This is a genomic window from Candidatus Kerfeldbacteria bacterium (assembly GCA_016214565.1).
Taxonomy (GTDB): Bacteria; Patescibacteriota; Patescibacteriia; order UBA10025; family JAHIVO01; genus JAXDBW01.
The window spans coordinates 72,398-97,169 of record JACROE010000002.1; the positions used below are offsets into that span (position 1 = coordinate 72,398).

Annotated in this window: 21 protein-coding genes; 5 read left to right on the forward strand and 16 right to left on the reverse strand. The window is 48.9% G+C overall.

Going from position 1 to position 24,772, the window contains the following annotated elements:
* Positions 1–193 precede the first annotated feature (193 nt).
* From HZC01_00340 to HZC01_00355, 4 genes are all read left to right on the forward strand, one after another.
* Positions 194–6,763 (forward strand): DUF11 domain-containing protein, encoded by a 6,570-nt coding sequence (locus HZC01_00340; GenBank protein MBI5037147.1) that lies wholly within the window; start codon positions 194–196, stop codon positions 6,761–6,763.
* A 267-nt stretch (positions 6,764–7,030) separates the two neighbouring features.
* Positions 7,031–11,122: a DUF11 domain-containing protein gene (locus HZC01_00345; GenBank protein MBI5037148.1), complete on the forward strand. Its 4,092-nt coding sequence runs from the start codon at positions 7,031–7,033 to the stop codon at positions 11,120–11,122.
* A 394-nt stretch (positions 11,123–11,516) separates the two neighbouring features.
* Entirely contained in the window at positions 11,517–13,049 is a 1,533-nt protein-coding gene (locus HZC01_00350) for a hypothetical protein (protein ID MBI5037149.1), read from the forward strand.
* Between the two features lie 176 nt (positions 13,050–13,225).
* Positions 13,226–14,302 (forward strand): hypothetical protein, encoded by a 1,077-nt coding sequence (locus HZC01_00355; GenBank protein ID MBI5037150.1) that lies wholly within the window; start codon positions 13,226–13,228, stop codon positions 14,300–14,302.
* Positions 14,303–14,352: 50 nt separating this feature from the next.
* Here the strand turns inward: HZC01_00355 and uppP are convergent, their stop codons facing one another.
* The gene (gene uppP, locus HZC01_00360; protein MBI5037151.1) at positions 14,353–15,171 is read right to left on the reverse strand and encodes an undecaprenyl-diphosphatase UppP; all 819 of its coding nucleotides are present in this window, start codon (positions 15,169–15,171) and stop codon (positions 14,353–14,355) included.
* 3 nt (positions 15,172–15,174) lie between these two features.
* On the opposite strand from uppP, the gene HZC01_00365 reads away from it, so the two are divergent.
* Positions 15,175–15,612 (forward strand): divergent PAP2 family protein, encoded by a 438-nt coding sequence (locus HZC01_00365; protein MBI5037152.1) that lies wholly within the window; start codon positions 15,175–15,177, stop codon positions 15,610–15,612.
* Here the strand turns inward: HZC01_00365 and mutM are convergent, their stop codons facing one another.
* The 15 genes from mutM to HZC01_00440 form a co-directional block, all read right to left on the reverse strand.
* Positions 15,613–16,479 carry a bifunctional DNA-formamidopyrimidine glycosylase/DNA-(apurinic or apyrimidinic site) lyase gene (gene mutM / locus HZC01_00370; GenBank protein ID MBI5037153.1) on the reverse strand — a complete coding sequence of 289 codons (867 nt, stop codon included), beginning with the start codon at positions 16,477–16,479 and terminating at the stop codon, positions 15,613–15,615. It abuts the gene before it with no gap.
* 2 nt (positions 16,480–16,481) lie between these two features.
* Positions 16,482–16,934: a CBS domain-containing protein gene (locus HZC01_00375; protein ID MBI5037154.1), complete on the reverse strand. Its 453-nt coding sequence runs from the start codon at positions 16,932–16,934 to the stop codon at positions 16,482–16,484.
* Between the two features lie 82 nt (positions 16,935–17,016).
* On the reverse strand, positions 17,017–17,226 hold the full coding sequence (locus tag HZC01_00380; protein ID MBI5037155.1) for a hypothetical protein: 210 nt from the start codon (positions 17,224–17,226) through the stop codon (positions 17,017–17,019).
* On the reverse strand, positions 17,219–17,662 hold the full coding sequence (locus HZC01_00385) for a hypothetical protein (GenBank protein ID MBI5037156.1): 444 nt from the start codon (positions 17,660–17,662) through the stop codon (positions 17,219–17,221). Before HZC01_00385 ends, HZC01_00380 begins: the two co-directional genes overlap by 8 nt.
* A 20-nt stretch (positions 17,663–17,682) precedes the next feature.
* A complete protein-coding gene (locus HZC01_00390) occupies positions 17,683–18,873 on the reverse strand; it encodes a glycine C-acetyltransferase (protein ID MBI5037157.1) in 1,191 nt (396 codons plus the stop codon).
* A gap of 11 nt (positions 18,874–18,884) precedes the next feature.
* Entirely contained in the window at positions 18,885–19,154 is a 270-nt protein-coding gene (locus HZC01_00395; GenBank protein ID MBI5037158.1) for a hypothetical protein, read from the reverse strand.
* Complete coding sequence (locus HZC01_00400; protein MBI5037159.1) at positions 19,151–19,471, reverse strand: hypothetical protein; 321 nt, start codon at positions 19,469–19,471, stop codon at positions 19,151–19,153. The genes HZC01_00395 and HZC01_00400 overlap by 4 nt, the downstream gene beginning before the upstream one ends.
* Complete coding sequence (locus tag HZC01_00405; protein MBI5037160.1) at positions 19,425–19,907, reverse strand: NUDIX domain-containing protein; 483 nt, start codon at positions 19,905–19,907, stop codon at positions 19,425–19,427. Before HZC01_00405 ends, HZC01_00400 begins: the two co-directional genes overlap by 47 nt.
* Positions 19,908–19,950: 43 nt before the next feature.
* On the reverse strand, positions 19,951–20,097 hold the full coding sequence (locus tag HZC01_00410) for a hypothetical protein (GenBank protein MBI5037161.1): 147 nt from the start codon (positions 20,095–20,097) through the stop codon (positions 19,951–19,953).
* A gap of 74 nt (positions 20,098–20,171) precedes the next feature.
* Positions 20,172–20,717: an NUDIX hydrolase gene (locus HZC01_00415; GenBank protein MBI5037162.1), complete on the reverse strand. Its 546-nt coding sequence runs from the start codon at positions 20,715–20,717 to the stop codon at positions 20,172–20,174.
* A 2-nt stretch (positions 20,718–20,719) separates the two neighbouring features.
* Entirely contained in the window at positions 20,720–21,613 is an 894-nt protein-coding gene (locus HZC01_00420; GenBank protein MBI5037163.1) for a DMT family transporter, read from the reverse strand.
* Positions 21,610–21,996 (reverse strand): DUF1003 domain-containing protein, encoded by a 387-nt coding sequence (locus HZC01_00425; GenBank protein MBI5037164.1) that lies wholly within the window; start codon positions 21,994–21,996, stop codon positions 21,610–21,612. The genes HZC01_00420 and HZC01_00425 overlap by 4 nt, the downstream gene beginning before the upstream one ends.
* A 15-nt stretch (positions 21,997–22,011) precedes the next feature.
* Positions 22,012–23,310, reverse strand: a complete 1,299-nt coding sequence (locus HZC01_00430) for a replication-associated recombination protein A (GenBank protein MBI5037165.1) — start codon at positions 23,308–23,310, stop codon at positions 22,012–22,014.
* Entirely contained in the window at positions 23,297–23,839 is a 543-nt protein-coding gene (gene cyaB, locus HZC01_00435; protein ID MBI5037166.1) for a class IV adenylate cyclase, read from the reverse strand. The genes HZC01_00430 and cyaB overlap by 14 nt, the downstream gene beginning before the upstream one ends.
* A complete protein-coding gene (locus HZC01_00440; protein ID MBI5037167.1) occupies positions 23,823–24,581 on the reverse strand; it encodes a coenzyme F420-0:L-glutamate ligase in 759 nt (252 codons plus the stop codon). Before HZC01_00440 ends, cyaB begins: the two co-directional genes overlap by 17 nt.
* Between the last annotated feature and the right edge of the window lie 191 nt (positions 24,582–24,772).

A 24,772-nucleotide genomic window follows, 5' to 3' on the forward strand; every position in this document is an offset into this window, starting at 1 on the left:
AATGCCGAAACATCTCAATTTTGCAGAGTTTCTGGTAATTGCGCTGATGTGAATTAAAAAACAAGTTTTTTATAACTTTCTGTTGGTTTTTTTGATGCTTAATTGCTCATTGGACCAACCATGCGGAGGGATAACGCAAACCATAATTTTAATAACTTTTCCAAGAAATAAGCTAAAACCTATGAATACCTATATGAGTCCTAAGGCCCGACGGATAGCCTCAAAAGCCCTTCACCTTTTCACCGCCCTGGTGATGGTGCTCAACGTGACGACCGCCGGATTCCTCGTGAATCCGCAGGTGGCCAACGCGGCAAGTCCTTCGGCGAATTTAGACCAATGCGCTAACGATCCCGCTCCCTCACCAAGTACAAATGGCTGCTCAACCAGCGCCACTGAATGGGTCAATGGTAACCTCGGCGCAAGCAAATCTGTTTACTATGAAGGTGATTCAATCCCCTACCGCATGGTATTTGGGGATCTTTCGCTTGGCTCACATACGGTCACCATTGAATGGGATACCACGAAATCCGGAAAGCATGCGATAGACTACCTCACCACCTACAACCGATCCGTGACAACGGCTGACCCGACACTCGGCATTGCTGGTCTCGGCGCTCCTACCACGTTCGCCATCCCCGCTGACCCACAGGTCACCGGTGCTGGTGTCACCCCCATTACGGGAAACTTTACCTTATACGGTGGAACGATCACCGCTGCAAGCGCATATTCCTATTCTAACGGCGCTGGATTTGCCGGCGACAAATCAGCCAGCATCACGCTGACCTTCACCGCATCGGTAGCTAACCCAGTACTCGCCTGGGGTGGACACATCTCACATCGCGGCGATTGGGGAACTGAAAATTCCGCAGTGGCAATTCCAGGATCGCCGTATCATACTCGATTGATTAATCTTGACGGTTCTGGCGGTAATCAAGATCGTTCACTGTCTGCAGACGCGGTTATTTATCCAGCTTCCATCACCGTGGTAAAGGACGCTAATCCAAATGGTTCACAAAGCTTTAACTACACCACCACTGGTGGCCTCTCACCGGCAAACTTCTCATTGGTTGATGACGGCACCACTGCAAACACCCGCGCCTACACTGGCATTACAAATTTCACGACGTACACCGTGACTGAGTCGGCACTGGCTGGCTGGACACTAGCTGGTATCACCTGTGTGGTTACCTCTCCAAACGGCGGAAGCCAAACGGTTAATAAACCGTCGGTATCTATTAGCCTTAAAGAAGGTGAAAATGTTACCTGTACCTACACCAATAACGGCTCTGCAAGTTTGAACATCAAGAAATACGTGCGCAAAGTATCAGCCGACGCGAATGTCGCGAGCAACTGGTACAACTGGGATGTTGCTGGACAAATTTTGACTGTACTGCCAGGTGAAACTGTTGAATATAAAGTGATTACCTGGAATAGCGGTACCGCTCCTGGCACTGCCACGGTCGTTGACGCAACCAGCAATTCAACCATATACAATCCGACCTATACGGGCGGCACTCTATTCTCAAGCGTGTCAATCCCCAATCAGAATGGAGCCGCTATGCCATCGGTGACGACCGCAGCTGGAGATGGCGCCTATTGGAAAATTGTTACCTACCAAAAACAAGTAGACGCAACGACAGCAACGAGCGGGACGACTTCTTCGATCAACACGGTTACCCTCAATGGCACTCAGACTTCAAAAGCGAAGATCCAAGTGACATACGCTTGCGACCTCCGCATTACCAAATCGGTTGACTCAGTCGACACTCAAACCAACTCAATCATTTACAAACTCGATTACCAAAACATCGGCACGGCTGACTGCACCGGCGGCGGTGTCCGCATTGACGACGCTATTCCTACAAACACGTCATACGCCAATTGGCATGCAGAACATTCCGCCGACACTAATGAAGTCAAATTTGGATACGAGTACGCAAAATTTGGCACAACGAATACAACCGGCTATAACGGATCACTGTTGAGTTGGAATGCACGCGTGCTCAACCCCCAGGAAACTGGTTGGGTAAAATTCAAAGTCAATGTCCGCACCCTCCAGGAATGTGAAGAGCTAGATATTCTGAATAAAGGAAAAATTTACTCGAATGAAATTCCTGACGGTATCTGGTCAAATGAGGTCAGTACGCACTTTGCTGCGCCCTGCACCACAACCATCAAAGTTATCAAGCACGTCATCAATGACAATGGTGGCACAAAAACCGCCAGCAATTTCACCCTGCATATCACGGGCACCGCAGGTGACTACACGTTCAACGGTTCAGAAGCTGGACAAACCTTCAATGTTGTCCCAGGAACATTCACCGTCTCTGAAGATATCCTCTCCGGCTATGCCATGACCATGAGCGGCGATTGCTCGGGCAGTATTGCACTGGGCCAAGACAAAGTTTGCACCGTCACCAACGATGACATTGCTCCAAAACTGAAGCTAGTGAAAACCGTCATTAATAACAACGGAGGAACATTACAAGTAGCTGACTTCCCGCTTTTCGTGAATGGCAATTCCGTCACCAGCGGTCAGTGGAATACGCTCACTGCGGGTGTCAAATACACCGCAACTGAGACTAATCAGTTTGGCTACCAAGCTTCAGTCTGGGGAACTGATTGTGCTGCAAACGGCACTATCACGCTGCAGCCTGGCGAAGAAAAAGTTTGTACCATCACCAACGACGACATTCAGCCGAAATTGATTGTGACCAAGCACGTCATCAATAATAACGGAGGTACCGCAGTTGCCGCTGACTTCACACTGAATGTGACGGGCATCAGCGCCACCCCATCGTCATTTACTGGCAATGAAGCAGGGACTGAGGTTGCGCTCAATGCTGGTGCGTACAACGTCGACGAAAATGCTTTTACGGGCTATGCAAAAACATTGGGCACTGATTGCTCAGGCACAATCAGCGTCGGTGAAACAAAATATTGCACGGTCACCAACGATGACATTGCTCCGAAACTCAAGCTGGTCAAGACTGTCATTAATAACAACGGCGGTACGAAACAGGTGTCTGACTTCCCGCTTTTCGTAAATGGCAATTCCGTCACCAGCGGTCAGTGGAATACGCTCACTGCCGGTGTCGAATACATCGCCACAGAAACCTCGGACAAAGGCTACCAGGCATCGATCTGGGGTGGTGACTGCTCAGACAATGGAACCATCACGCTTCAGCCAGGAGACCAAAAAATCTGCACCATCACCAACGACGACATTCAGCCAAAATTAACCGTCACCAAAATTGTCACCAATGACAATGGCGGCACGGCTGTCGTGTCTGACTTCCCATTGTACGTCGACCAAACACAAGTAACCTCAGGCGTACAGAACGGCTTTGACGCGAAATCATACATCGTCTCTGAAACAAGCCTGCCCGGCTATACTGCCACCATCTCGGGTGACTGTGACGCCCAGGGTAATGTGACCCTGCTCCCGGGAGACGAAAAATCGTGCACCATCACCAATGATGACCAAACGGCTCACCTGACGCTCATCAAATATGTAACCAACGACGATGGCGGCTTATCCACTGCCGGCGATTGGCTCTTGAGCTCTTCAGGTCCGACTTCCCTCTCCGACTACGGCACGGCTGACGGTGATGTGAATACGGGAACTTACGCACTGTCTGAACAGGGCCCGACTGGTTATGATGCCAGCGACTGGATCTGCCGCGGTGGCATTCAGGATGAAGACACGATTACCCTCGCACTTGGTGAGTCTGCCACCTGCACCATCACTAATGACGATATCGCCGGAAAAATCTGGGGATACAAATACGACGACAACAATGGCAATGGCCAATACGACCAGGATGACCAGGCTATCGAAGGCTGGACCATCTTCCTGAAGCAGGCCGGCCAAACCATTGGCACTGTCCAAACCAATAGCAATGGCTACTACGAATTTACCGACTTATCGGTCGGCAACTACTCAGTCGTGGAAAACATGCTGACCGGCTGGGTACCGGTTTCAGACCAGGGCTATGATTTCTCAGTCGTGCCTGGCTACACGCATCAGTTTGACTTCCTCAATTATCAGCTCGGAACAATTTCCGGATACAAATTCGAAGATGTGAATGGCAATGGTAACTGGGATCAGGATGAACCAGCTATTGCAGATTGGACCATCAATCTGTCTGGATCAGCAACTGACACGCAAAAAACAGACGGTAACGGTTACTACGAATTTACCAATCTCGCGATTGGCAGCTACACCGTCAGCGAAGAAATGCAGTCCGGCTGGACCAACACTACCCCTGACAGCATTGCCGGTCTCCAAATCCTGAATTCCGGTACCAACCTAACCAGTAACACCTTTGGCAACTTCAAGCTCGGTAAAATTGCTGGATACAAATTTGAAGACATGAATGGCAATGGTACTTGGGACCAAGGCGAACCAGCGCTCGATGGCTGGGAAATCTGCATTGACGAGGAAGAAGAATGCGTCATCACCGGCAGCGGTGAATGGCAAACTGGTTACTACGAATTCACTGGTCTTGAAGCGGGAACCTATTGTCTCTCAGAAGAAATCCAGGATGGTTGGGTACAAATGGCTGCTCCATCAAAAATCAAGGTTATCTCAGGAACAAATTCAACTGATAACAATTTCGGTAATACCGAACTCTCAACCATCACTGCCACTAAACTCATTGATGCTGATGGCGATCTCGAATCTGACGAGGATCAAACTGCCAAGGAAGGCTGGACCGTACAGCTCTGGAAAGGTGATGCTCAGTTCGGCGATGATCAGACCACTGACGTGAATGGCCAGTACACCTGGAAAAACCTCATGCCCGGCACCTACACGGTCAAAGAAGTATTTGATACCAATGAATTCACTGCACTCACCAACACCGAATACACGATAGAAATCACCTCAGGTGATGAGGAATCAGTCACCTTCATTAACTTCGAAAACATCGACGTCACGGTCTGCAAATATGTGGACCTGAATGGCGATGGCGATCTCGAGGGCGATTCACTCTACACCGGTGGATGGGACATGTACTTGAATGAAGCAAAAGCCACTACTGATGACAAAGGCTGCTACACCTACGCCAATCTCGGTCCTGGATCATACGACTTGAGCGAAGCGTCAGATGAAGGCTGGATGCAAACGTATCCGGTTGATCCCGATGAATATGAATTCGACGCCGTCTCAGGCCAGAATGTTCGCTATGACTTCGGCAACTTTGAGCTCGGCAAAATCTCCGGATATAAATTCGAAGACATTGACCGTAGTGGCACCTGGAACAACGAGGAAGGCGGCTTAGCCGGTTGGACCATCAATCTCTGGGATGAATCAGACGGTCAGCCCGATGAAATCATTGCCTCAACCATTACTGATGAAAATGGCTACTACGAATTCTCCGACTTGGAAGCAGGCACTTATTTCCTCTCAGAAAATCTGACCGACGGCTGGGTACAGACCTATCCTGTCGCGCCCGGCATCCATGGCCCAATTGTCGTGACGTCCGGATATGATAATGGCAATCAAGAAGAATACTTCCTCTTCGGTAATGCGGAAAAGATTACCTTGCATGTAAATAAGACTACTGACAAACCAGTGGTCGAGGCAACCGAAACCGTGAATTACCGCATCGACTGGTCAGTTTCTGGCAATTCAATTGCCACCAATGTAACGCTAGTTGATACCATTCCGACCCAACTCAATATCAATCTCGCGAGCATCAGCGATGGTGGTGTCTGGGACGCAACTGCCCGCACGATCACCTGGAGCTTCGGCGATCAGCAGCCAAATGCCTCCGGCTTCGTTACCTATACGGCAAATATCGTCATCCCGATTGCCAATGGCACTCCGATTGTAAACGTGGCTAAACTGTCTGCAGATAATTCAGACCCACTCTTCGATGAAGACGATGCGACGGTAACCGTCACCTCTGCTCCGAAATTGACCATTGATAAATCGGTCAATGTCACTACCTTCGTCAATCCAAAAGCAGTCGTGACCTACACCGTAGTAATCGACAACGTCGGCACTGACACAGCCATCGCCACTATGCTGGCTGACGCACTACCGGCTGGATTCACCTTCGTCGACACCGGCCTGGGCACCAAGACCTGGAGCCTCGGTGATCTCGCACCTGCAGACGCACCTATTACGATTACCTACCAGGTAAAAGTTGGTGCTGATGTAGAAAAAGGTTTCTACGACAATCTGGCAGTTACCTGGGCGTCCAACCACCCCAGCATCTCTGACAAGGCAACCGTCGAAGTCCGCGTGCCAACTGTCTTAGCTGAAGAGGCTGACCCGGTCTTGATTATCCAGAAATCAGTCAATAAAGAATTTATCAATCCAGGTGACAAGGTCATCTACACGGTGAAAGTCACCAACATCGGTGATGCACAGGCTGAAGCCGTGGCTATCAATGTCCGCATCCAGGATATTCTTCCATCCGGATTCACCTTCGAGGACGGCAGCCTCACCAAAGTCTTCCAGCTCGGCGACATCATGTACGGCGAATCAAAGACCATCACCTACACCGCCGTTTCCAGTAAATCAGTTCTTCCGGGTGATTACGAAAACGTCGCCATTGCTTGGGCAGACAATCATGGCAAAATCTCAGACTTTGCAGTCGTAGAAGTGCGCAAACCGCAAGTACTGGGCGCTGAAGCCCTCCCCACCACTGGTGGCGGCATGCTGGTCTGGCTCTACGGACTGGTCGCGCTTTCCCTTCTGGCTTTTGCTGGCTGGGTGCTGCGACTGACCTTTGACCGAAATGAGAACTAACGCCATTTGATAGGCAAACCACGAAACGGATTCCATCATATCAGTAGGAATCCGTTTCTGGTGTGTCTGGCAAAAAAGGTGATAAAATATTTGACGAAACAAGGTATTATTGGTACAGTAGACTACCAATAATGATTGCTGATAAGATTGTATTGGTTTAAATACCAGTTCCGGCGTATAATGACCCATGGCATTAATAACAACCCACAGTACCGGTAGATAGATTAAAAAAAATAAACTAACCTTAGCCAATAATTAAGTGACTATATGTTAAAGAAATTATCACGATACGCAGAGCGCGGTCTGCACATTTTTGTGTTACTGACCATGCTCACCTACACCGCAGGTTTTGGCCTGTTTTTTAATGCGCCGATGGCGCGTGCTGCTCAAGCCGCAGCTAATCTTGACCAATGCCGAAACGGTTCAGCGGCATCCCATCAGAATTGCATTGATTCTACATGGGTGAACGGAAATGCGGGTGAAGCAAATTCACATTACGTCGAGGGGGAATCTATTCCTTATCGTGCTGTATTGACAGGTCTTCCAACCGCAACCCCAATTACCATCACCTTCGGCTACGATATTAAACACTCTGACAGACATGCGATCGACTACCTAACTCAGTACGACAGAACCGACGTGAGCGTTAACCCAATAAATGACATTCCTGCAGCAAGTGGCCTGCCAAACACTTTTGCAATTCCTGCTCCCAGCTCCGTCGGGTCACCAGTTGCAGGACAACCAACAAATAGCTTCAATAATCTTCCTGCGGCTGAACGCGTGATGTCAATCTGGAATGGAACGATCTCTTCTATGAACTATGTAACCGAGGGTGTCCTCACTGCATCAAACTCAGAAACACGAATAGCCATAACTTTTACCGCCACCAATTCTACAGTCGTGCTTTCCTGGGGCGGCCACATCGGAAGTAGACTAGATTGGGGTTATGATGTATCAAATGTTCCGCTTTCAGCGGGAGGTATTTCCGGCTCTCCATACCACATGCGTCTCATTGGCTGGTCACTGAGTAATCTTGGTAACCAAGATCGTTCACTCTCTGCGGGTGCAGTTGCTCCCCCAGCGAACATCATCATTGAGAAACAAACATTACCAGATGGAAGCACAGAACAATTTGCATTTACTGGAGACATTGCGGGGACCATTTCCGATAATGGGCAATTGACCGCGAGCCTCCCGGCAGGAACATACTCAGTAACAGAAAGTGTAAAAACAAACTGGTCCCTCACCAGCTTGGTCTGCGATGATACTGACAGCGTGGAAAACGTTGGGACTCGTACCGCCACGATTAATGTAAGCTCCGGCGAATCTCTGAAGTGTACCTTTACCAATACTCGGGATACCGGCGACCTCAAAGTGGTCAAGCTGAATCAAAACCAACAGCCGATGGCCGGTGTTGATTTTACTATTGCTGGTGAGCCATACAGTACCGATGCAAATGGAGAAATTTTAATTACTGACCTCGAAACTGGTGACTATTCTGCGGAAGAAATTGTACCAAATAATTACACCCTTACCTCAGTATCGGGCACCAACTGTACCAACGCAAACCCCTCAACAGCAACAGTCGTGAAAGATCAAACTACGACCTGTACCTTTACCAACACGCGCGATACCGGAACAATCAAAGTCAATAAGGAAGTAGACACCAATGGCGACGGAACATTTGATGGTGGCAATACTGAAGCTGCCTCACTTGGCTTTGTCTGGGGTATCGATGCCGAATCCCCTGCCCGCGCCATGGGCAGCTCTGAAACAGTAGTCACCGGGAACTATGACATTAATGAAAACAGTGTTACCAATTATCACTTGAGTGGCTGGTACACCAATGGGTCAGATTATTCTTGCGAAAACCCAGAAAGCACCACGCTCCCCGCAAACATTGATATAACAAAAGACAGCACTACGGAAATTACCCTTTGTAACACACGAGACACTGGTATCATCACATTCGAAAAAATCGTCAATGGCGATGCCCTCGTAAGCAGGTGGATTTTTACGATTGATGGTGTTCTGGGCAGCTGGATGAGTGGCGATTCAGTCACTTTACCGACTGGCAGCTATACGGTATTTGAATCAGGCCCCGATGGCTATACAAATACTGATGTCTCCGGCGTTTGCTCACCGTCGACTCCAGGTCAAGGATTACTCACCGTTGATACCAATGGTGGCACTTGTACCTTCACCAATACCCGCGACACCGGAACAATCACTGGGCTGAAATTCAACGACTTAAACGGGAACGGCTCACTCGATGCTGGCGAGCCGGGTGTCCCGGGCGTAACAATCAACCTAAGCGACGGCCAGACTACGACTACAGATGCTAATGGCCAATTTTCATTCAATGATGTGCCAACCGGCAACTATGACGTTGATGAAATTGTCCCGACTGGTTGGATGAACACTACTCAAACAAGTGTCAACCTAGACGTCACAAAAGATGAACAGGCATATGCAGAATTTGGCAATTTCAAAAAAGTGAATATTACGGTCTGCAAAGCGCTCGACGCTGATGGTGACGATCAGACAACTGATGATCAAACCTTAAAAGACGGATGGTCAATCTATCTAGCTAAAGACGGTAAAGCTGTAGATCAAGGACAGGTCACTGGCCAAGACGGCTGCTACACCTGGGCAGATATGGGGCCAGGAAGCTACGAAGCCGCAGAAGCCACGCCGGATAACTGGATTCCACTCTATGACGACGGTACCCATAATTTCGGTACTGTTACGTCAGGCGAAACCTACACTCACACCTTCGTCAACACCAGGGAACGAGGCGAGGTTACCATCAACAAAGAAATCAGAAACCCTCAAAATGGATCAGCTGTTCCCTCAGACTGGACATTCACGCTCCATCCAACCCAAGGCGGAGATGACATTACCGGAATCAATCATAATACCCCGATAAATATCCCCACTGGCTTTTACACTGTTTCTGAAAGCGGTCCGTCGCAGTATTCATTCCTCTACGCCTATGGTGACTGTAATGAAGACGGTGACATCTACCTTGAAATAACCAGCGAGGGAGCAACCTGCACATTTGTAAATGAAACCTACGCTGTTCATGGCCAGAAATGGAATGACGCAAATGGAAATGGCATCTGGGATCAAGATGAAACCGCGCTCAACGGGTGGAATATCTCCATCTACCAAAATGATGAGTTGATTGACTCAATACTGACGCAAACTCACAATTATGTGGACGGCTGGTATTGGTTTAACGACTTAGCTGCCGGGTCTTATGAAATCTGCGAAACACCCCAAGCTGGCTGGGTTCAGACATACCCTACGGCAAATAACGGATGTCACACGATTTCGGTTCCAATAGAAATTACCTACGAGCAACAAATTCCTCAAATTGACAACTCTACCTGCTCACTAAATTTCTCTCGAGAACTTAGAATAACGGCAGTTGAAAACAGTATTGTTTCAGAGGCTCTCTGCAATTTTGGCAATACGCCTGAAGTAGTCGTCCTCGGCATTGCCAAGATCAATGACCAGGAAGTAGCGCAGGGCGGCAATGGTCTCCTGGAAACCACCGAGACCATCACCTACCGCGTTGACTGGAACGTCGATGGCAATTCAAATGCAACCGATGTGGTGCTGACTGACATAATTCCTGCGGAACTGAATCTGAATGTAGCTTCCATCTCGGATAGCGGCGTGTGGAACGCAGCCACCCGAACGATCACCTGGAACTTTGGTACTCAGGCTCCTGGAGCCAGTGGATTCGTCACTTATGAAGCAACGCTGAAAGTACCTGCCTCAGACGGCGATATCATCATCAACGTGGCTCGACTCTCGGCATCTAATACCGATCCGACTTTCGTCGAGGCCGACTCTCCTGTCGAAGTGAACGTACCGGTTGTGCTCGGCGAAGAGGCATTACCCGCACTGACAATCGAAAAAACAGTCAATAAAGCCTTTGCCAATCCCGGCGACACTGTGACCTATACCATTGTCGTGACTAACACCGGTGATGCCGTAGCTGAAGGCGTAACCGTGATCGACACGCTCCCGGATGGCCTGCACTACACAGACACGATGGCCATGGACCACTCCTGGTTCCTCGGTGATATCCTCGACGGTGAGAGCAAAACCATCACCTATCAGGTAACGGTTAATGCCAATGCCATTGCTGGCAACTACATCAATACCGCCGTGGCCTGGGCCGCAGGAGTCAACAACGTGACCGACACAGCCACCCTGGAAGTCCGCAAACCTGCGGTACTGGGAGCTGAAGACCTGCCTGTGACTGGCGCTGGATTCTTAACCCTCGCCTTCTCTGCCCTGGCTGGATTCGGTGCGGTCGTCCTGTCCAAGCGCAAACGGAAGTAATCTCGCTTCTCTAGAACTTCAACCCCCACACCGTAGGACGGTGTGGGGGTTTTTGGTATATATTTTCCCTTTATTTTTTGAATGTGGGGTCTGGGGGCGACTCTAAGCCATTCCTACCCAGTACAACAATTCAAAATGGCGAGCGCATAGGAGCCCCCGGCGCTTCTTTTCTGTCACTTTTCTTGGCGTCAAGAAAAGTGACAAAGTATCGTAAAGAGATCCTGCCCACCCCACTTCGCGGAGCGAGGCCGGGAAAACGAGTTCAGGATGGCTTCGCCAGATTGTCACGTCGATCCGCTCCTCGCCATGACGGAGATAAGGCTTGACAAACCCTAAGCGACATGCTATTATCATCTGTTAAAACATCATTAAATACGCTATAATTTTTATTGCAATGCCGCAACCAACCGCGCAAAAGAAGAAATTCCACCACCACGTGATTCACCACACGCGGCATTTTTTGATTCCTCACCATGGCAATGACCACAAGCCGCACGCGCTGCGCCCACCGGCATTGCGCCTGTATGCTATTACGGTTATCGCGGTAAAACTCTTTGTCACCGGTTTTCTCTTTTTGACGAACCCCTCTGCCGGCTACTTTGCTGAGATTACCTCATCTCAGTTACTTACTTTAGCAAATCAGTCGCGGGCCGAAGCTGGCGTCGGACCATTAGTCATCAGCAACAAACTGAATTATGCCGCTTCGCTCAAAGCGCAGCACATGATGGAGAATGATTATTTTGCCCATACCGCTCCAGATGGCACCAAGCCCTGGTATTTCATTAAGCAGGCTGGCTACAGTTATACTGCAGCTGGTGAAAACCTGGCCATGGACTTCACTGAAGCAGAAACCGTCCACCAGGCATTTATGGATAGCGCCAGCCACCGAAAAAATATTCTCAATGATAAATACACGGAGATGGGAATTGCGGTGATGGAAGGCACCCTGCAAGGTAGTCAAACAACACTGTTGGTTGTTTTCTTTGGCGACCCATATGTGGCCACTCCAACACCAACCCCTACTCCAGAGCCAACGCCGACACCTACTCCAGAGCCAACGCCGACACCTACTCCAACCCCAACACCTACTCCAGAGCCAGCTCCAACACCGACTCCTACTCCCCAGCCAGTCCAAATCACAACCCCGCAGCCTAACTGGTACCGCGCTGAACTCTCTGACCAAAGTGCCGAGGAGCTTGGCATCAAACCGCTGGAAAAAATTACGTTCTGGGTAGAATTTAAGAATACCGGCAGCGCTGCCTGGGTGCGCACCGGCGATTACTTCGTCGCATTGAATGTGACAAATCCCGCTGGACGAGAAAGCGAATTCTATGATGAATCATGGAAAGAGTTATATCGACCCGCCGTCCTTTCACAGGATCGAGTAAATCCAGGCGAAGTTGGAAGATTTGAATTCACTCTGAAGGCACCCGAAGAAGCCGGTACCTACGAGGAGGACTTTGGTCTGGTGGCGGAAAATGTTACCTTCATTGATGGTGGATCAATCGAACTGCCAATCGTAGTCGTAGCGCCGCCGGAAAAAACAACTGAACTCGAGGTTGAAGTTGTGCCAACCCCCACCACCCCGGCGACAACCGAGCCTGACAAGCCAACCCCCACCACCCCAGGCGTCACTGAACAACCCTTAGCGGCTGATCAGCATTCTGACGCAGTGGTCAAAGCTCAAACTGTCGAAGTGCAAAACCCATCTATCATGCAGAATATACTGCAATACTCGCACCGGCTGTACCAAATATTCCTTGCCTTTATCGTCATCGCTTTACTCCTCAATATCGTCATTGAGATTCGAGTGCAGCACCCGCATGTCATCGTTCAAACAATTCTCGTTATTATTATCGTGGTGACGGCAGTCGTGCTCAATACTCATTTCCTGGAGGGAATTCCCGGCCAAATCAGAATTATTTAAACCTTGCTACTGCCTGCATAGGCATCAGAACCCCGCTTTCGGCGGGGTTTTTGTTTTCTGAGATATTAGCTGCGCCTGGCGCTTGACCGGTACTGAAAAATCTAATAAGATAAGGTAATTATCTAATTACTCATTGAAGACATGTTATGGCATACCGCGCACTGAGGAGGGTGGTTATGATTGCGCTTTTCGGGGCGTTAATTATAGCTGGATTATCGAGTACCCCGACACAGGCATTAGTCGGCAATAATGCACCTGAGATCACCTCTACCCCGCCGCTAACCATCCAGGCGGATGAAGCCTATGGCTATACCCTGGCTGCCACTGATACAAATAGTGATACACTCACCTGGCAACTAACGGTCAAACCAAACGGTATGACCCTGGCGGGAAACACTATCAGCTGGAATCCGAGCATTGTCGGCACCTACAATGTCGTCGCTGAAGTAACTGATGGCAAGGATGGGTATGACACACAAGTCTGGCAAATCTCCGTCATACCTGGTGTAACTACACGGGTAACGATTGAGCCAAATGCTAACCTCTCCCCGATTATTCTCGGCCTCAGCAAGCAGTTTACCGTTTCAGCAATCGACGCTGAGGGGAATGCTACCAGCACCGCTGGCGTAGTCTGGAGTGCAGATTCAGCTATCGGCACGATTGGAACCGATGGATTGTTCCAAGCTGAGCGTGGCGGCACCGGAATGATCACCGCAACGCTTGATGGTGTCAGTCAATCAGTGTCGCTAACCGTTGTGGATACGCGCGATGACCAAGTCAGCCCGGCAACCAATGCGAATACGAATACCGCCGCACCAACAAATACCAATACCACAGTAACCAATACGAATACGGCTGGTGCAACGAATTCTAGCACCAACGAAAATGCCAACGAAGTTGCATCTAATACCAATACGGAAACTCCAGCCTCCGAAACTCCGGCGACAACCACTGATAAACAGCCCTGCGTCAATCTGGTGCATTGGGCCATCATCGTGATTCTACTCGCCTACGGCCTGATCGTCATCCTCTACTACCGGTACGAACGAACGGCGCCGACACCAGCCTGGTGGATATTGCCTCTCCTCGTTACTATTATCGCACTGATCATCTACTACCAACAGATTTGCCCAGGCGAATACCTCTGGTGGCCCTGGGCCATCGTCGGCATCGGCGTGATTGCTACCATCTACTACAAAGGCAAACGCGGTGGCGATGCGGGAGAAGATGTGCAAACCAAATTGCCGATCTAACCATCAATTCAAAAAACCGCCCCATGGCTGAAAGCGCCCGGGGTGGTTTTTTATTTCAATAATACGTAGACAACCAGCGTCAAACCAAATGCAATCCGATAATAACCAAACACGTTGAGGGGGTGCTGCACTAAAAACTTCAGCAAAAACCGAATTGCCCCGTAGCCTACGATTGCGGAAACGACGAATCCGGCTGCCATCAGCAGCCAAGCATTGCCACTGACGCCCTCAGAAAAAACTTTCAGCATTTGATTAATGCCCGCGGCAAAGACTATTGGGATTGAAAGCAAAAAAGAAAATCGAGCTGCCGTGGAACGAGAAAAACCGGCGCCTAAGCCAGCTAATATCGTCGCGCCAGACCGAGACACGCCTGGCACCAGCGCCAATGCCTGTGCCATACCGATCACTAACGTTCCGCGCCAGCCCAAGGCAGCTAAATCCTTAGTCGGCTTCAGATATCGCTCGAAGAGAATAAACAGGATGCCGCCCAGAATCAGCATGCTCGCCACCACCCAGACCGCCCGCACCGACGACTCGATCCAGTCCCCGAGGAAAAATCCAACGGCCGCAGCAGGAATCGTGCCCAGAACCAGCAGCCACGCCAATCGCTGATTAGCGTCAGTTTTTACTTGAAAATTGGCAAGGCTGCGCGCAAATGCTACAATGTACAGGCGAATGTCGCTCCAGAAATAGATGAAAAGCGCTACCAGCGTTCCGAGGTGGAGTGCTACGTCAAAGCTTAAACTATCAATAAAATCGAATTTCAGCACATCGTGGGCGATGACCAAATGCCCCGAGCTGGAAATCGGCCAAAACTCAGTTAACCCCTGTATTGCTCCAAAGAGCATTGCATATAAGAAATCTATCATACTATGGCTATCTGGATAGAATTAATTGGTGCTCCCATCCTGACGATGATCGTCGTCCAGTCGATTAAACTGGCTACGGACGGCATTAAAGGCAATTTTACCATAAAAGGCTTCATGACGACATATGGAGGCATGCCTTCCGGCCATTCCGCCTATGTCACCGCTTTGACCACTTCAGTGGGCTTTAATTACGGGGTAGAAACCCCGGTCTTTGCCGTGGCAGTCATATTTTCGCTCCTCGTCATCACGGATGCCATGTATTTACGGCGGCGCATTGACCTGGTGGCAAAAGCCGCCAATCACATCGTGGCGACGCTTCCGGCTGACCAGCGCAGCGGCTTCACCAAGCTGGAAACGAAAATCGAGCATACGTTCCCCCAGGTAGCGGTTGGTGCCCTCTGTGGCTTTATCATCGCCTACCTGCTCCATCTCTGGAATTAATCACCGCTGGCACTGTGGACAATAGGTGGTCCCCCGACCGCCGATTTTGAGTCCGCGGATGATCGTGCCGCACCGATGACACGACTGTCCCGCTCGACCGTACATCTGCAGCCGCGGAAAATATTTACCCGGTTCGCCATAGGCATCCACGTACCGGTCAGCTGAAGAGCCTTGGGCAGCCACCGCCCGGCGTAAAATAACTTTGATTGACTGATACAATGCCGTCGCTTCGGCCTGGGTGATGGTTTTGACACGGCGCATAGGCTTGATATGAGCACGGAAGAGCGATTCAATTGCATAAATATTTCCAATACCTGCAATGGCTGTCTGATCTAGCAATAATTGCTTGATAGTCGTGCCGGGGCGGCGTTTCAAAAGCCCGTCAAAATAATCCAGCGTAAAATCTGACAACAATGGTTCGGGTCCCATTGCGATTTTCTTGAAATATTGATCAATTGATGGCGTGGGTAGTAATTCTAAAAATCCAAACTGGCGCAAGTCATTGAAATAAACGGTGCCGCCATTACTAAACTGAAATACGACATGGGTATAGCGATTTGGTAATCCATCAGTGCCTCGGGGAATTGGATGTCCGCCCACCCGCATCGTTCGCCCGCGCCGGTAAATCAGTTGGCCGGTCATTTTCAGATGGAGCATGATCGATTGACCTCCCTGCAGCACCCAATACAAATATTTTCCCCGGCGCTTGATGGACAGGATGCGTTTCCCTCGCACCAGCCGAGCAAACCGAACCGCACTCCCCCGAATAATCTTCGGCAGGCGAACCGTCACCCGGGAAATCAAAACACCGACCAACTCATGTTCAAGCTGTCGACGAATAGTCTCTACTTCGGGAAGCTCCGGCATGACTAAATATTCAACCGATTCTTCAGGATATTGTGATAGATGTCTTTACGAGTAACAATGCCAAGGATGGTGTTATCCTGGCCAACGACTACAACGCGATGAATACCCCGCACCAGCATGATCGAACCTACCTGCATCAAGGATGCGTCAGGATTCACCGTCACCACTTCGCGGGTCATCAGGTCTACGATCGGCTTATCAGCCGCCTCGACAGTCCGTTCTTCGAGCTGATCCAAATCAATCCACACCCCAGGGCTATCGTAGAATTCAGCATGAGAGGGGTACAACGCTTTAAATATATCCTTTTCTGAAATAATGCCAATCAAGATGCCCTGTGCATTTGTTATCGGAGCACCTGAGACATTGTGTTCGCTCAAGATCTTAGCAGTTTCCAAGAGCGTAGCCCGCTCCGGAACCGTAATGACCTTCGTTATCATGATGTCTTTGACCTTCATAACCCTAGTATACCCTAAATACCTAATTTAATAAACGCCACGAAAAACTTGCTCTCCCCCGGTCCTTTCTCAATCAATGGCTTCAAAATGGCTTATCGGGAAACGTATACTTTCGTTGGTACTCTTTATGCTCTTCAATTTTTGTATCCGAGGCATGCTGGCCTTTTTCCGTAGCATGCATAAAATAGAGAATCATGCCTAATCCCACTCCAATGACAATGGGCAACCCCATCCCTTCCGGATCAGTCGCCCAGTCAAAGACGATTTCAAATAGTGAATGCAGATCACTCATGGGTAGTTAGGACGAGCTCAACGTGCTTCTTCAAACCAATAATGGTGAAGGTAAGCGCAATCGCGTATAAAATCAATCCATAGGCACACGCTGGCAGCGATGATAATTCGTAGTCTTGCACGAACAATTCGTAGTACGTTAAGAATCCTGAGAAAAGGACGCCTACAATAGTAACCACCAAGAGCGCATTAAGGTACGCGCGCATGTTTGATTTCATCATGCCAATGACGGCAAGAATTGAGGTAAGCGAAAACATAAAAAATCCATAGACACAGGTCGGCAGTCCAAAGATAAGAATCGGTTCTGGGCCACCGCACTTGAGAAAAGCGTTGGTGCAACCCGGGCCCCATAAGTTATACCATGAAAGGTATCCGGATAGAGCCGCTCCCCCGAGACCAGCTAGTAAAATGACTATAAATATCGTCTTGAATTTCATAATGATAATATTGTAATTAATTATTTTATTGCGCCGTGTTTCTTTCCCACCTTTTCGAAAGCAGCTAACGCTTGGTCAAGCTGCGCCGTGGTGTGTGCGGCGCTGATTTGCACGCGAATGCGCGCCTTTCCTTCAGGCACGACTGGATAGCTAAAGCCGATCACGTAAATCCCTTCTTCCAGCAGATCTTTAGCCATGGCCGTTGCCACTTTTGCGTCGTACAGCATCACCGGGACGATCGGATGCTCACCCGGGCGTACGTCCAGTCCCAACTGAGAAATCCCCTGACGGAAATGCTGAGTATTCTGGCGCAGCGTTTCTCGCAACGTACTGTCTTGCTGTACCAGCTGGATTGCCGCTATGGATGTTGCCGCAATGGCTGGCGCGAGGGTATTTGAAAATAGATATGGTCGGGAACGTTGGCGCAAATAATCAACAATCTCCTGTGAAGCGGCAGTAAAGCCACCCGAGGCTCCCCCCAGGGCTTTTCCTAAAGTACTGGTAATGATATCAACTTTATCCAGTACTCCCCGATATTCAGCTGAACCACGGCCGTGATCGCCAATAAAGCCGGTGGCATGGGAATCGTCAACCATGACGAGCGCCCCATATTTCTCGGCTAAGGCAACTACCTGGTCAATATGGGCAATATCACCATCCATGCTAAAGACGCCGTCCGTGACGATTAACTTCCGTTTGAAACTCTGAGCTTCCTTCAATTTCGCTTCCAGATCTGCCATATCATCATGTTCTGCCAGTAAGCGGTTTGCTTTGCACAGGCGAATGCCATCAATGATGCTCGCGTGATTAAGCTTATCAGAAATAATGACGTCGTCAGGGCCAAGCAAGGTTTCAAATAATCCCGCATTCGCGTCAAAACAAGATGAGTACAAAATTGCATCGTCTTTTTGCAAAAAATCAGCAATCGTACGCTCTAATTCTTTATGAACCGTTTGGGTACCACAGATAAATCGGACCGATGACATGCCGTAGCCATACTCATCCAGCCCCTTTTTCGCCGCAGCAATCAACGCCGGATGATTACTGAGGCCCAGATAATTATTTGCACAAAAATTCAATACTTTCTTCCCATTGGTAATGATTGCTACCCCCTGAGGCGTTTCAATCACCCGTTCGGCTTTATACAATCCCTTTTCTTTAATCTCCGCTAGCTCCCCGGCAAGCGCGTCCCGTATTGTCTTGTCAATCATACATGTAGCTATTACTTATTACTGATGCCTCTCTTTTTTAATTCGTGTTCTATATCATGGGCTAATCGATTGCCGATACCTTGAATTTTTTCCAATCCGACCAACCACCCGTGCTGGTAGATATCATCCAAACCGCGATCCAATTGGCGGATTGCGGTGGCCGCTCGAAGGTAGGCAAACGATCGAAACTTATACCGCTCCCCTTTTGCCTGAAGTGCTTGGGCTTTTCCCGAGAACACCTCAGCGATCTCGGCGTTCAGCTGTGCTTGTGCCGGTGTCATAGGGTAAAAGCGCTCGGATCAAGCTCATGCCAATCATTATTTTTCCAGACGGACGCCGTAAACGTATGGACAAATTCTGAATCAGAATATTGATACTGCACCGATGTCTCTCCGCCGATCCGGTGTGAACCCATGCCTCGAGTCCCCATCACTTTTGGAGAAGTAGTGCGCGCCAACTTCATCTTTCCCAGCGGACCCGTAAAAATAATATACTCCACCGTACCTGGACGATCGTCGATCGGCTTCGTATCATGCTCCTCAACGGGAAAACTATCTTTTACTTTTTGGATGATCTCCTGCCAGCGATCGTCGTGCATATACGCGTTGTTTATTATGATGCAGCATGAGGAATTGATGGGCGCTTTTCAGTATAACTTTTGACGGTGGATATGACAACCGAGTCTGCGCCGATCTGAATGGTAGCCAAGAGAAGGCTAAATTCTCGTCGTCCAGCTGTACCGAGGTCTTCTTGGTTTCTGCCAGAAAATATACAACTTCCTTACGCACCCGCTTATGATAGTAATTAGTAAATGTCCAGCTCCGCGTCTGCCGAAAACCAGGGATAAAGGTCAGCCCCCGTAGCCCTGTTTCTTCGCGAATTTCACGAACCGCTGTATGATGCTCTGTTTCATGGCCTTCGACATGCCCACGTACAAATTCCCACACCCCATGGCGATACTGAACGAGCAAGTAGCGTACCTGATTCGCCTGGTTATGAAAAATGACTGCTCCGACAGACTTCTCTCGTACCATAAAACGTACTCCGATTGAGTGCTCAATTTACCTCAATTGTAGGCTACATCAGCATCCAAACCACGACCCCAATAACAACAATAACCACCAGGACAATCAACCAGGTACCCATGCCGCTTTTCTTCGGCTGGTCCTGGCCACCCTGTGGCTGGGCCATAGACGGTTGCTGCTGCGGTTGTTGCTCATCCATATATATGCAGTCAGACCTTATTAGCTACTTAATACCTACAGTATATGAGAAAACCGCACTTTCGTCTACCATGGCTACCCCTGGAAATATAAAAGCAATGAAGCCAGCAAATATGGGTCTTTTATCTGCCGGGTCCGAATCATGCGCCGCACCTCCGCCCGGGTATACCAAACCGGTTGCAAATACTCCCCCTGGTCAAGCTGGTTAGTGCCTGGCGTCAATCTAGTTGCAATATACGTATAAAAGAATGTGTCGGAATTCGCTGGGCTAGCATAAAAAGTGCCCAACAGTCGAACGGAGCGTGCCTGATATCCCGTCTCTTCCATCAGCTCGCGTTTTGCTCCCTGCAGCGGTGTTTCACCAGGATCTACCTCCCCGCCCACTGGTCCGATAATAACCTTTTGCAATGGATAACGATACTCGCGCAGCAGTAATATTCTCCCACGCGCATCAACAGGCAGAATAAAAGCAGATTTCTTTCCGCGATTCGTCAGGTAATATTCCCGGCGGGTTCCATCGGGTAATTCAATAATATCTTTCTGAAACCCAACTCGCTGATTTACCAGAATTGGAATTGTCTTAATGCGTTTAATTTTCTTGATACCAAAGGCTCGCCGCATACTCACTGAGCTAATAAGTAGATACCACTAATAATAAGCGTAATCGCAATAAACTTATTAATCAATCCCGACTTCGTTATTGGCTCCCGCAATACCTGAGGAAACCAGCGAGAGAGAATCAGGCCCCAGACAAAAATAAAAAAATACTGGAGCGAAGCTATGGTCTCTACCAGGGCGAGATACCAAACGGATAAAGCAATCGTATAGAGCAATTCTGCGCCAAACCCGACGAGGTCGGTAATAATGCTGAGCGCTAAAATATTCCAGGTGACGCGCTGCATTGTTTCTCGAATATGTCGTCGCCAAATAAGTATGAGTAGTACCCCGGCCGCAGCCTGCAGCAAACCAGCGCTGGCAAATACCGAACCGTAACTAAAATCCGCTAAGAGCGTCTTGATAATGACGGCGTGAAGCGCAAAGGCGGTTCCACTCAAGAGCATGAACCGAAGCAGCCGGCCACGAAATATGCTGCGCCAATCCCCTGCCGCTGAAATGAGAATAGCGCCAATCAAAACAGTAGCAATGCCAAGGTATTGGATAAAAGAAAAAACTTCTCTCAAAAATACAGCGCTCATTAATACGATAAGCGCCGAGCCCAATCCAAAAAGTGGCACTACTCGAGACGCTTCTTCTGTCCGTAGCGCAGACAAATAACCAAACACCGCCACCAAATAACAAGCCGCTGCCGCTCCAGCCAGAAACCACCCATCACCCGATACCAGCGGAAACCAAATTAATAAAACTCCGCCGATAAGGCCGGAGGCCAAGCTCAATGACAGCACGAGCAAAGCGGTACTTTGGACCAAGCGGCTGGCTAATACCTTATGAACGATATTGCCAATTGACCAAATTAGGCCAGCGCTCAGTGCCAGGGAAAAACCGAGTGCGACGTTCATTTCTTCTTTTTCAATTGTTCAACATCTGCAGTCATTTTAGTGACCATCAGTTTAATTTCTTGAATCGCGGATTCGGCTCGCTGGTCAACTTCATAATCCAGCTGTTCACGAATTTCATTCCGGCGCGCCTCCCGATTTTGGGCGATCAAAACAAACGTGGACAGAAAAATTGCCTCAAGGGAAACAATAAACGTCATAAAATTAAACGGGTAGGGATCCCAACTCTTTTCCCCGGCGAGCCAATTGCCAATAACCCACACAAAAAATACTGCCACGTGCAGCCAAACAAATGACATATTGCCAGTGAAGGAAGCGATACGAATTGCCAGTCGGTCAGACCAGGTTAATTTCTCTTCAAATACCTTTTTTGGATGAAGTACCATATAGCACGTATATTATTATTTATTCTTTGGTTGATAATATTTTTTTCCTGCGAGCTTTTCCGGCAAATAATCCTGCTTTCCCTCTTCCGGCGTATAATCGTGCGAATACTTATAATCTTTGCCGTATTGCAAATCTTTCATCAAATCAGTGACGGCATTGCGCAGATGCAACGGCACCGGCTCATTCATCGTATCTTTGACATCTTTCTTTGCTTCCAGCAAACCTACATACGCAGAATTGTCCTTGGGCGCCTTTGCCAGGTAGACCACCCCATGCGCCAGATTAATCTGGCACTCGGGGTAGCCGATTTTTCGCACTGCCTCAAATACGTCCAGCGCAATACGCAAGCCCTGCGGATCGGCCATGCCGATATCCTCCGAGGCAAAGACAACCATCCGACGGGCAATGAATTCCGGATCCTCCCCTGCCTCCACCATACGGTTGAGCCAATACAGCGCCCCATCAGGATCAGAGCCACGCATGGATTTAATAAATGCAGAAATAACATTATAATGCTCCTCGCCTTTCTTATCATACTGCAGTGCTTTATGTTGGAGCGCATCCTCAATCGTGGGCAAGTCAATGTGCTTAATCCCATCACTACCGGCACGCGTTGCTTTCACGGCGATCTCCAGGGCGTTTAACGCCGTTCGCGCATCGCCATTTGCCCCGCTGATCAAAACGTCCATAGCTTTCGCGGCAATCTTAATTTTTTGCACGCCAAATCCCTGACGTGGGTCAGTCAGAGCGCGCTTGATAATACGGGATAATTCTGGTACCCCGTGCCGCTGCATGACAAACACCCGCGAACGGGAAAGCAACGGCGCGATCACTTCAAATGATGGATTCTCGGTCGTGGCGCCTATCAAGGTGATGATGCCATTTTCCACATACGGCAAAAAAGCGTCTTGCTGCGCTTTATTCCATCGGTGAATTTCGTCCACAAATACAATCGTACGATCATTATGAAACTTCCGCCGCGTCTCTGCTTCGCGCACCACATTACGCAAATCATTAATGCCAGAAGTAACCGCACTCATGCTTACGAAATATGACTTGGTCATATTTGCAATAATCCGCGCTAATGTCGTCTTGCCTGATCCTGGCGGCCCCCAAAATATGATGGAGAATACTTCATCGTTCTCTATTGCCCGACGTAAAATCTTTCCCTCACCTATGATATCCTGTTGCCCCACAAAATCCTCCAGCGACTCTGGGCGGATGCGATCAGCCAACGGCGCACCACGCTGAAGTTCATGCTCCAGCTTACTATCGAATAAATCCTTTTCTTGTTTTTTCTTAGAAATAGGCATAGGTTAGACCTTTTTTACTCCCCATCATTTCATTATAGTGCTGCTTGGACCAATCCGCACGCGCCACGCCAAGCCGCTCTAATGCCTTAGCTAATTTCAATTGATTGCTTTTCGTATTTGCCCCTTGGATCTCCACTTCCACAAACCAACCCAATCCTTTTACCTGGTCAATGACAATTTCAACTTTCCCCAACCGATACACACGCCTCTTCTTCTCCACTGCATACGCCTCTTTCATTCTTAATTCTTTCAACACTGTTCGCAGAATAGCCTCATCCCCTACCGGCACTTCAATCTCCGTGGCAGCATATCGACCCGAGCTCATATGAAGTTCGAGCCGTGTCTCCTTACTGATATAATCATGCCGCACGCGCAGTATTTTTCCTGATCGCTTGGTAAATGATAGGCCAAATGGCTGATAATACCGATCTACTTGATGTTTCCGGCCAACATACCGTGCACCCAACTGCTTGAGCCTGCGTTCTAATTCAGGACGATTGCGAATATGTGCTTTAATTTCTATTTCCATGGCTTTTCCAGGTAATGCGTTTTAATAATGGCCCATACAAATCTTCATCCCAACCAATGGTAAATGCGCTGTACTTTTTTCGCGGGCGATAGGGTTGGGCGGTAAAGGCTACTTGGGGCACGTCTGAGATGACAACCAATGGAGTTTGCTCAGTCCCCTCACCCATGGCAAACACCGCCGCACCCGCCAGTGCATCCACCACATTGGTGGTGGACACTTTAAACTTTCTGCCAAACAAGTCTTTGGTGCCGCGATAATCGTTAATCGGACGAAAACCATAGTGCCCCAGTCCAATGCCTAATACGCCGCGACGCATGGGCACGGTATGACTGTCAGTAATGACCACGCCAACTTTTTTCACGCGATACGTTTTCCGTAACCATTGCCAAATTTCTTTGGCAATTTTTTCCGGCTGCTTGGGCCAGAGCACATAGTACTCGCCGCTATTTGAGGCATCAATGCCAGCAGATGGTATTAAAATATTATGTTTGATAGTTAAAACGGCGTAGCCACCTGGAACAAATCGGCGCGGTATATATTTATCCGCTTCTTTGATAATGAGTTCATCTTTACTTTTCACCGAATCCTTCCGGACGCACCGTCCCTGATGGATACTGACTACTTTCGAGGCAATAGCAATGATAGAACCCTCGTGCACCTGCCGCAAACCCTTACGCAAAACAGCGTACAGATCGTCCTGCGGCGGATAAAAAACTTTAGTTTTTATGGCTTTTACGCGCATAGAATTAACATAATCATAGCATTTTTAACACTTCTCCGATATGGGGCTTGACACTAAACATGGTTAGTGGTATGGTACTGGGTTGTAAATTGAAAACCTTTCTCGAGATGCGCTTTATGTGTTAAAATGGCGTCTAGACCTATGTTACCCACTCAGCCGCTCTGACTGCCGGGGATTGGCCTAATTTCCGC

Coding starts and splice junctions, on each gene's coding strand:
- HZC01_00405 (MBI5037160.1), bottom strand. CDS start 19,907: ATGGTACGAGAGAAGTCTGTCGGAGCAGTCATTTTTCATAACCAGGCG.
- HZC01_00365 (MBI5037152.1), top strand. CDS start 15,175: ATGGCTATCTGGATAGAATTAATTGGTGCTCCCATCCTGACGATGATC.
- HZC01_00415 (MBI5037162.1), bottom strand. CDS start 20,717: ATGCGGCGAGCCTTTGGTATCAAGAAAATTAAACGCATTAAGACAATT.
- HZC01_00340 (MBI5037147.1), top strand. CDS start 194: ATGAGTCCTAAGGCCCGACGGATAGCCTCAAAAGCCCTTCACCTTTTC.
- HZC01_00410 (MBI5037161.1), bottom strand. CDS start 20,097: ATGGATGAGCAACAACCGCAGCAGCAACCGTCTATGGCCCAGCCACAG.
- HZC01_00385 (MBI5037156.1), bottom strand. CDS start 17,662: ATGAAATTCAAGACGATATTTATAGTCATTTTACTAGCTGGTCTCGGG.
- HZC01_00430 (MBI5037165.1), bottom strand. CDS start 23,310: ATGCCTATTTCTAAGAAAAAACAAGAAAAGGATTTATTCGATAGTAAG.
- HZC01_00400 (MBI5037159.1), bottom strand. CDS start 19,471: ATGCACGACGATCGCTGGCAGGAGATCATCCAAAAAGTAAAAGATAGT.
- HZC01_00380 (MBI5037155.1), bottom strand. CDS start 17,226: ATGAGTGATCTGCATTCACTATTTGAAATCGTCTTTGACTGGGCGACT.
- cyaB (MBI5037166.1), bottom strand. CDS start 23,839: ATGGAAATAGAAATTAAAGCACATATTCGCAATCGTCCTGAATTAGAA.
- HZC01_00440 (MBI5037167.1), bottom strand. CDS start 24,581: ATGCGCGTAAAAGCCATAAAAACTAAAGTTTTTTATCCGCCGCAGGAC.
- HZC01_00350 (MBI5037149.1), top strand. CDS start 11,517: ATGCCGCAACCAACCGCGCAAAAGAAGAAATTCCACCACCACGTGATT.
- HZC01_00345 (MBI5037148.1), top strand. CDS start 7,031: ATGTTAAAGAAATTATCACGATACGCAGAGCGCGGTCTGCACATTTTT.
- HZC01_00355 (MBI5037150.1), top strand. CDS start 13,226: ATGATTGCGCTTTTCGGGGCGTTAATTATAGCTGGATTATCGAGTACC.
- uppP (MBI5037151.1), bottom strand. CDS start 15,171: ATGATAGATTTCTTATATGCAATGCTCTTTGGAGCAATACAGGGGTTA.
- HZC01_00390 (MBI5037157.1), bottom strand. CDS start 18,873: ATGATTGACAAGACAATACGGGACGCGCTTGCCGGGGAGCTAGCGGAG.
- HZC01_00395 (MBI5037158.1), bottom strand. CDS start 19,154: ATGACACCGGCACAAGCACAGCTGAACGCCGAGATCGCTGAGGTGTTC.
- HZC01_00420 (MBI5037163.1), bottom strand. CDS start 21,613: ATGAACGTCGCACTCGGTTTTTCCCTGGCACTGAGCGCTGGCCTAATT.
- mutM (MBI5037153.1), bottom strand. CDS start 16,479: ATGCCGGAGCTTCCCGAAGTAGAGACTATTCGTCGACAGCTTGAACAT.
- HZC01_00375 (MBI5037154.1), bottom strand. CDS start 16,934: ATGAAGGTCAAAGACATCATGATAACGAAGGTCATTACGGTTCCGGAG.
- HZC01_00425 (MBI5037164.1), bottom strand. CDS start 21,996: ATGGTACTTCATCCAAAAAAGGTATTTGAAGAGAAATTAACCTGGTCT.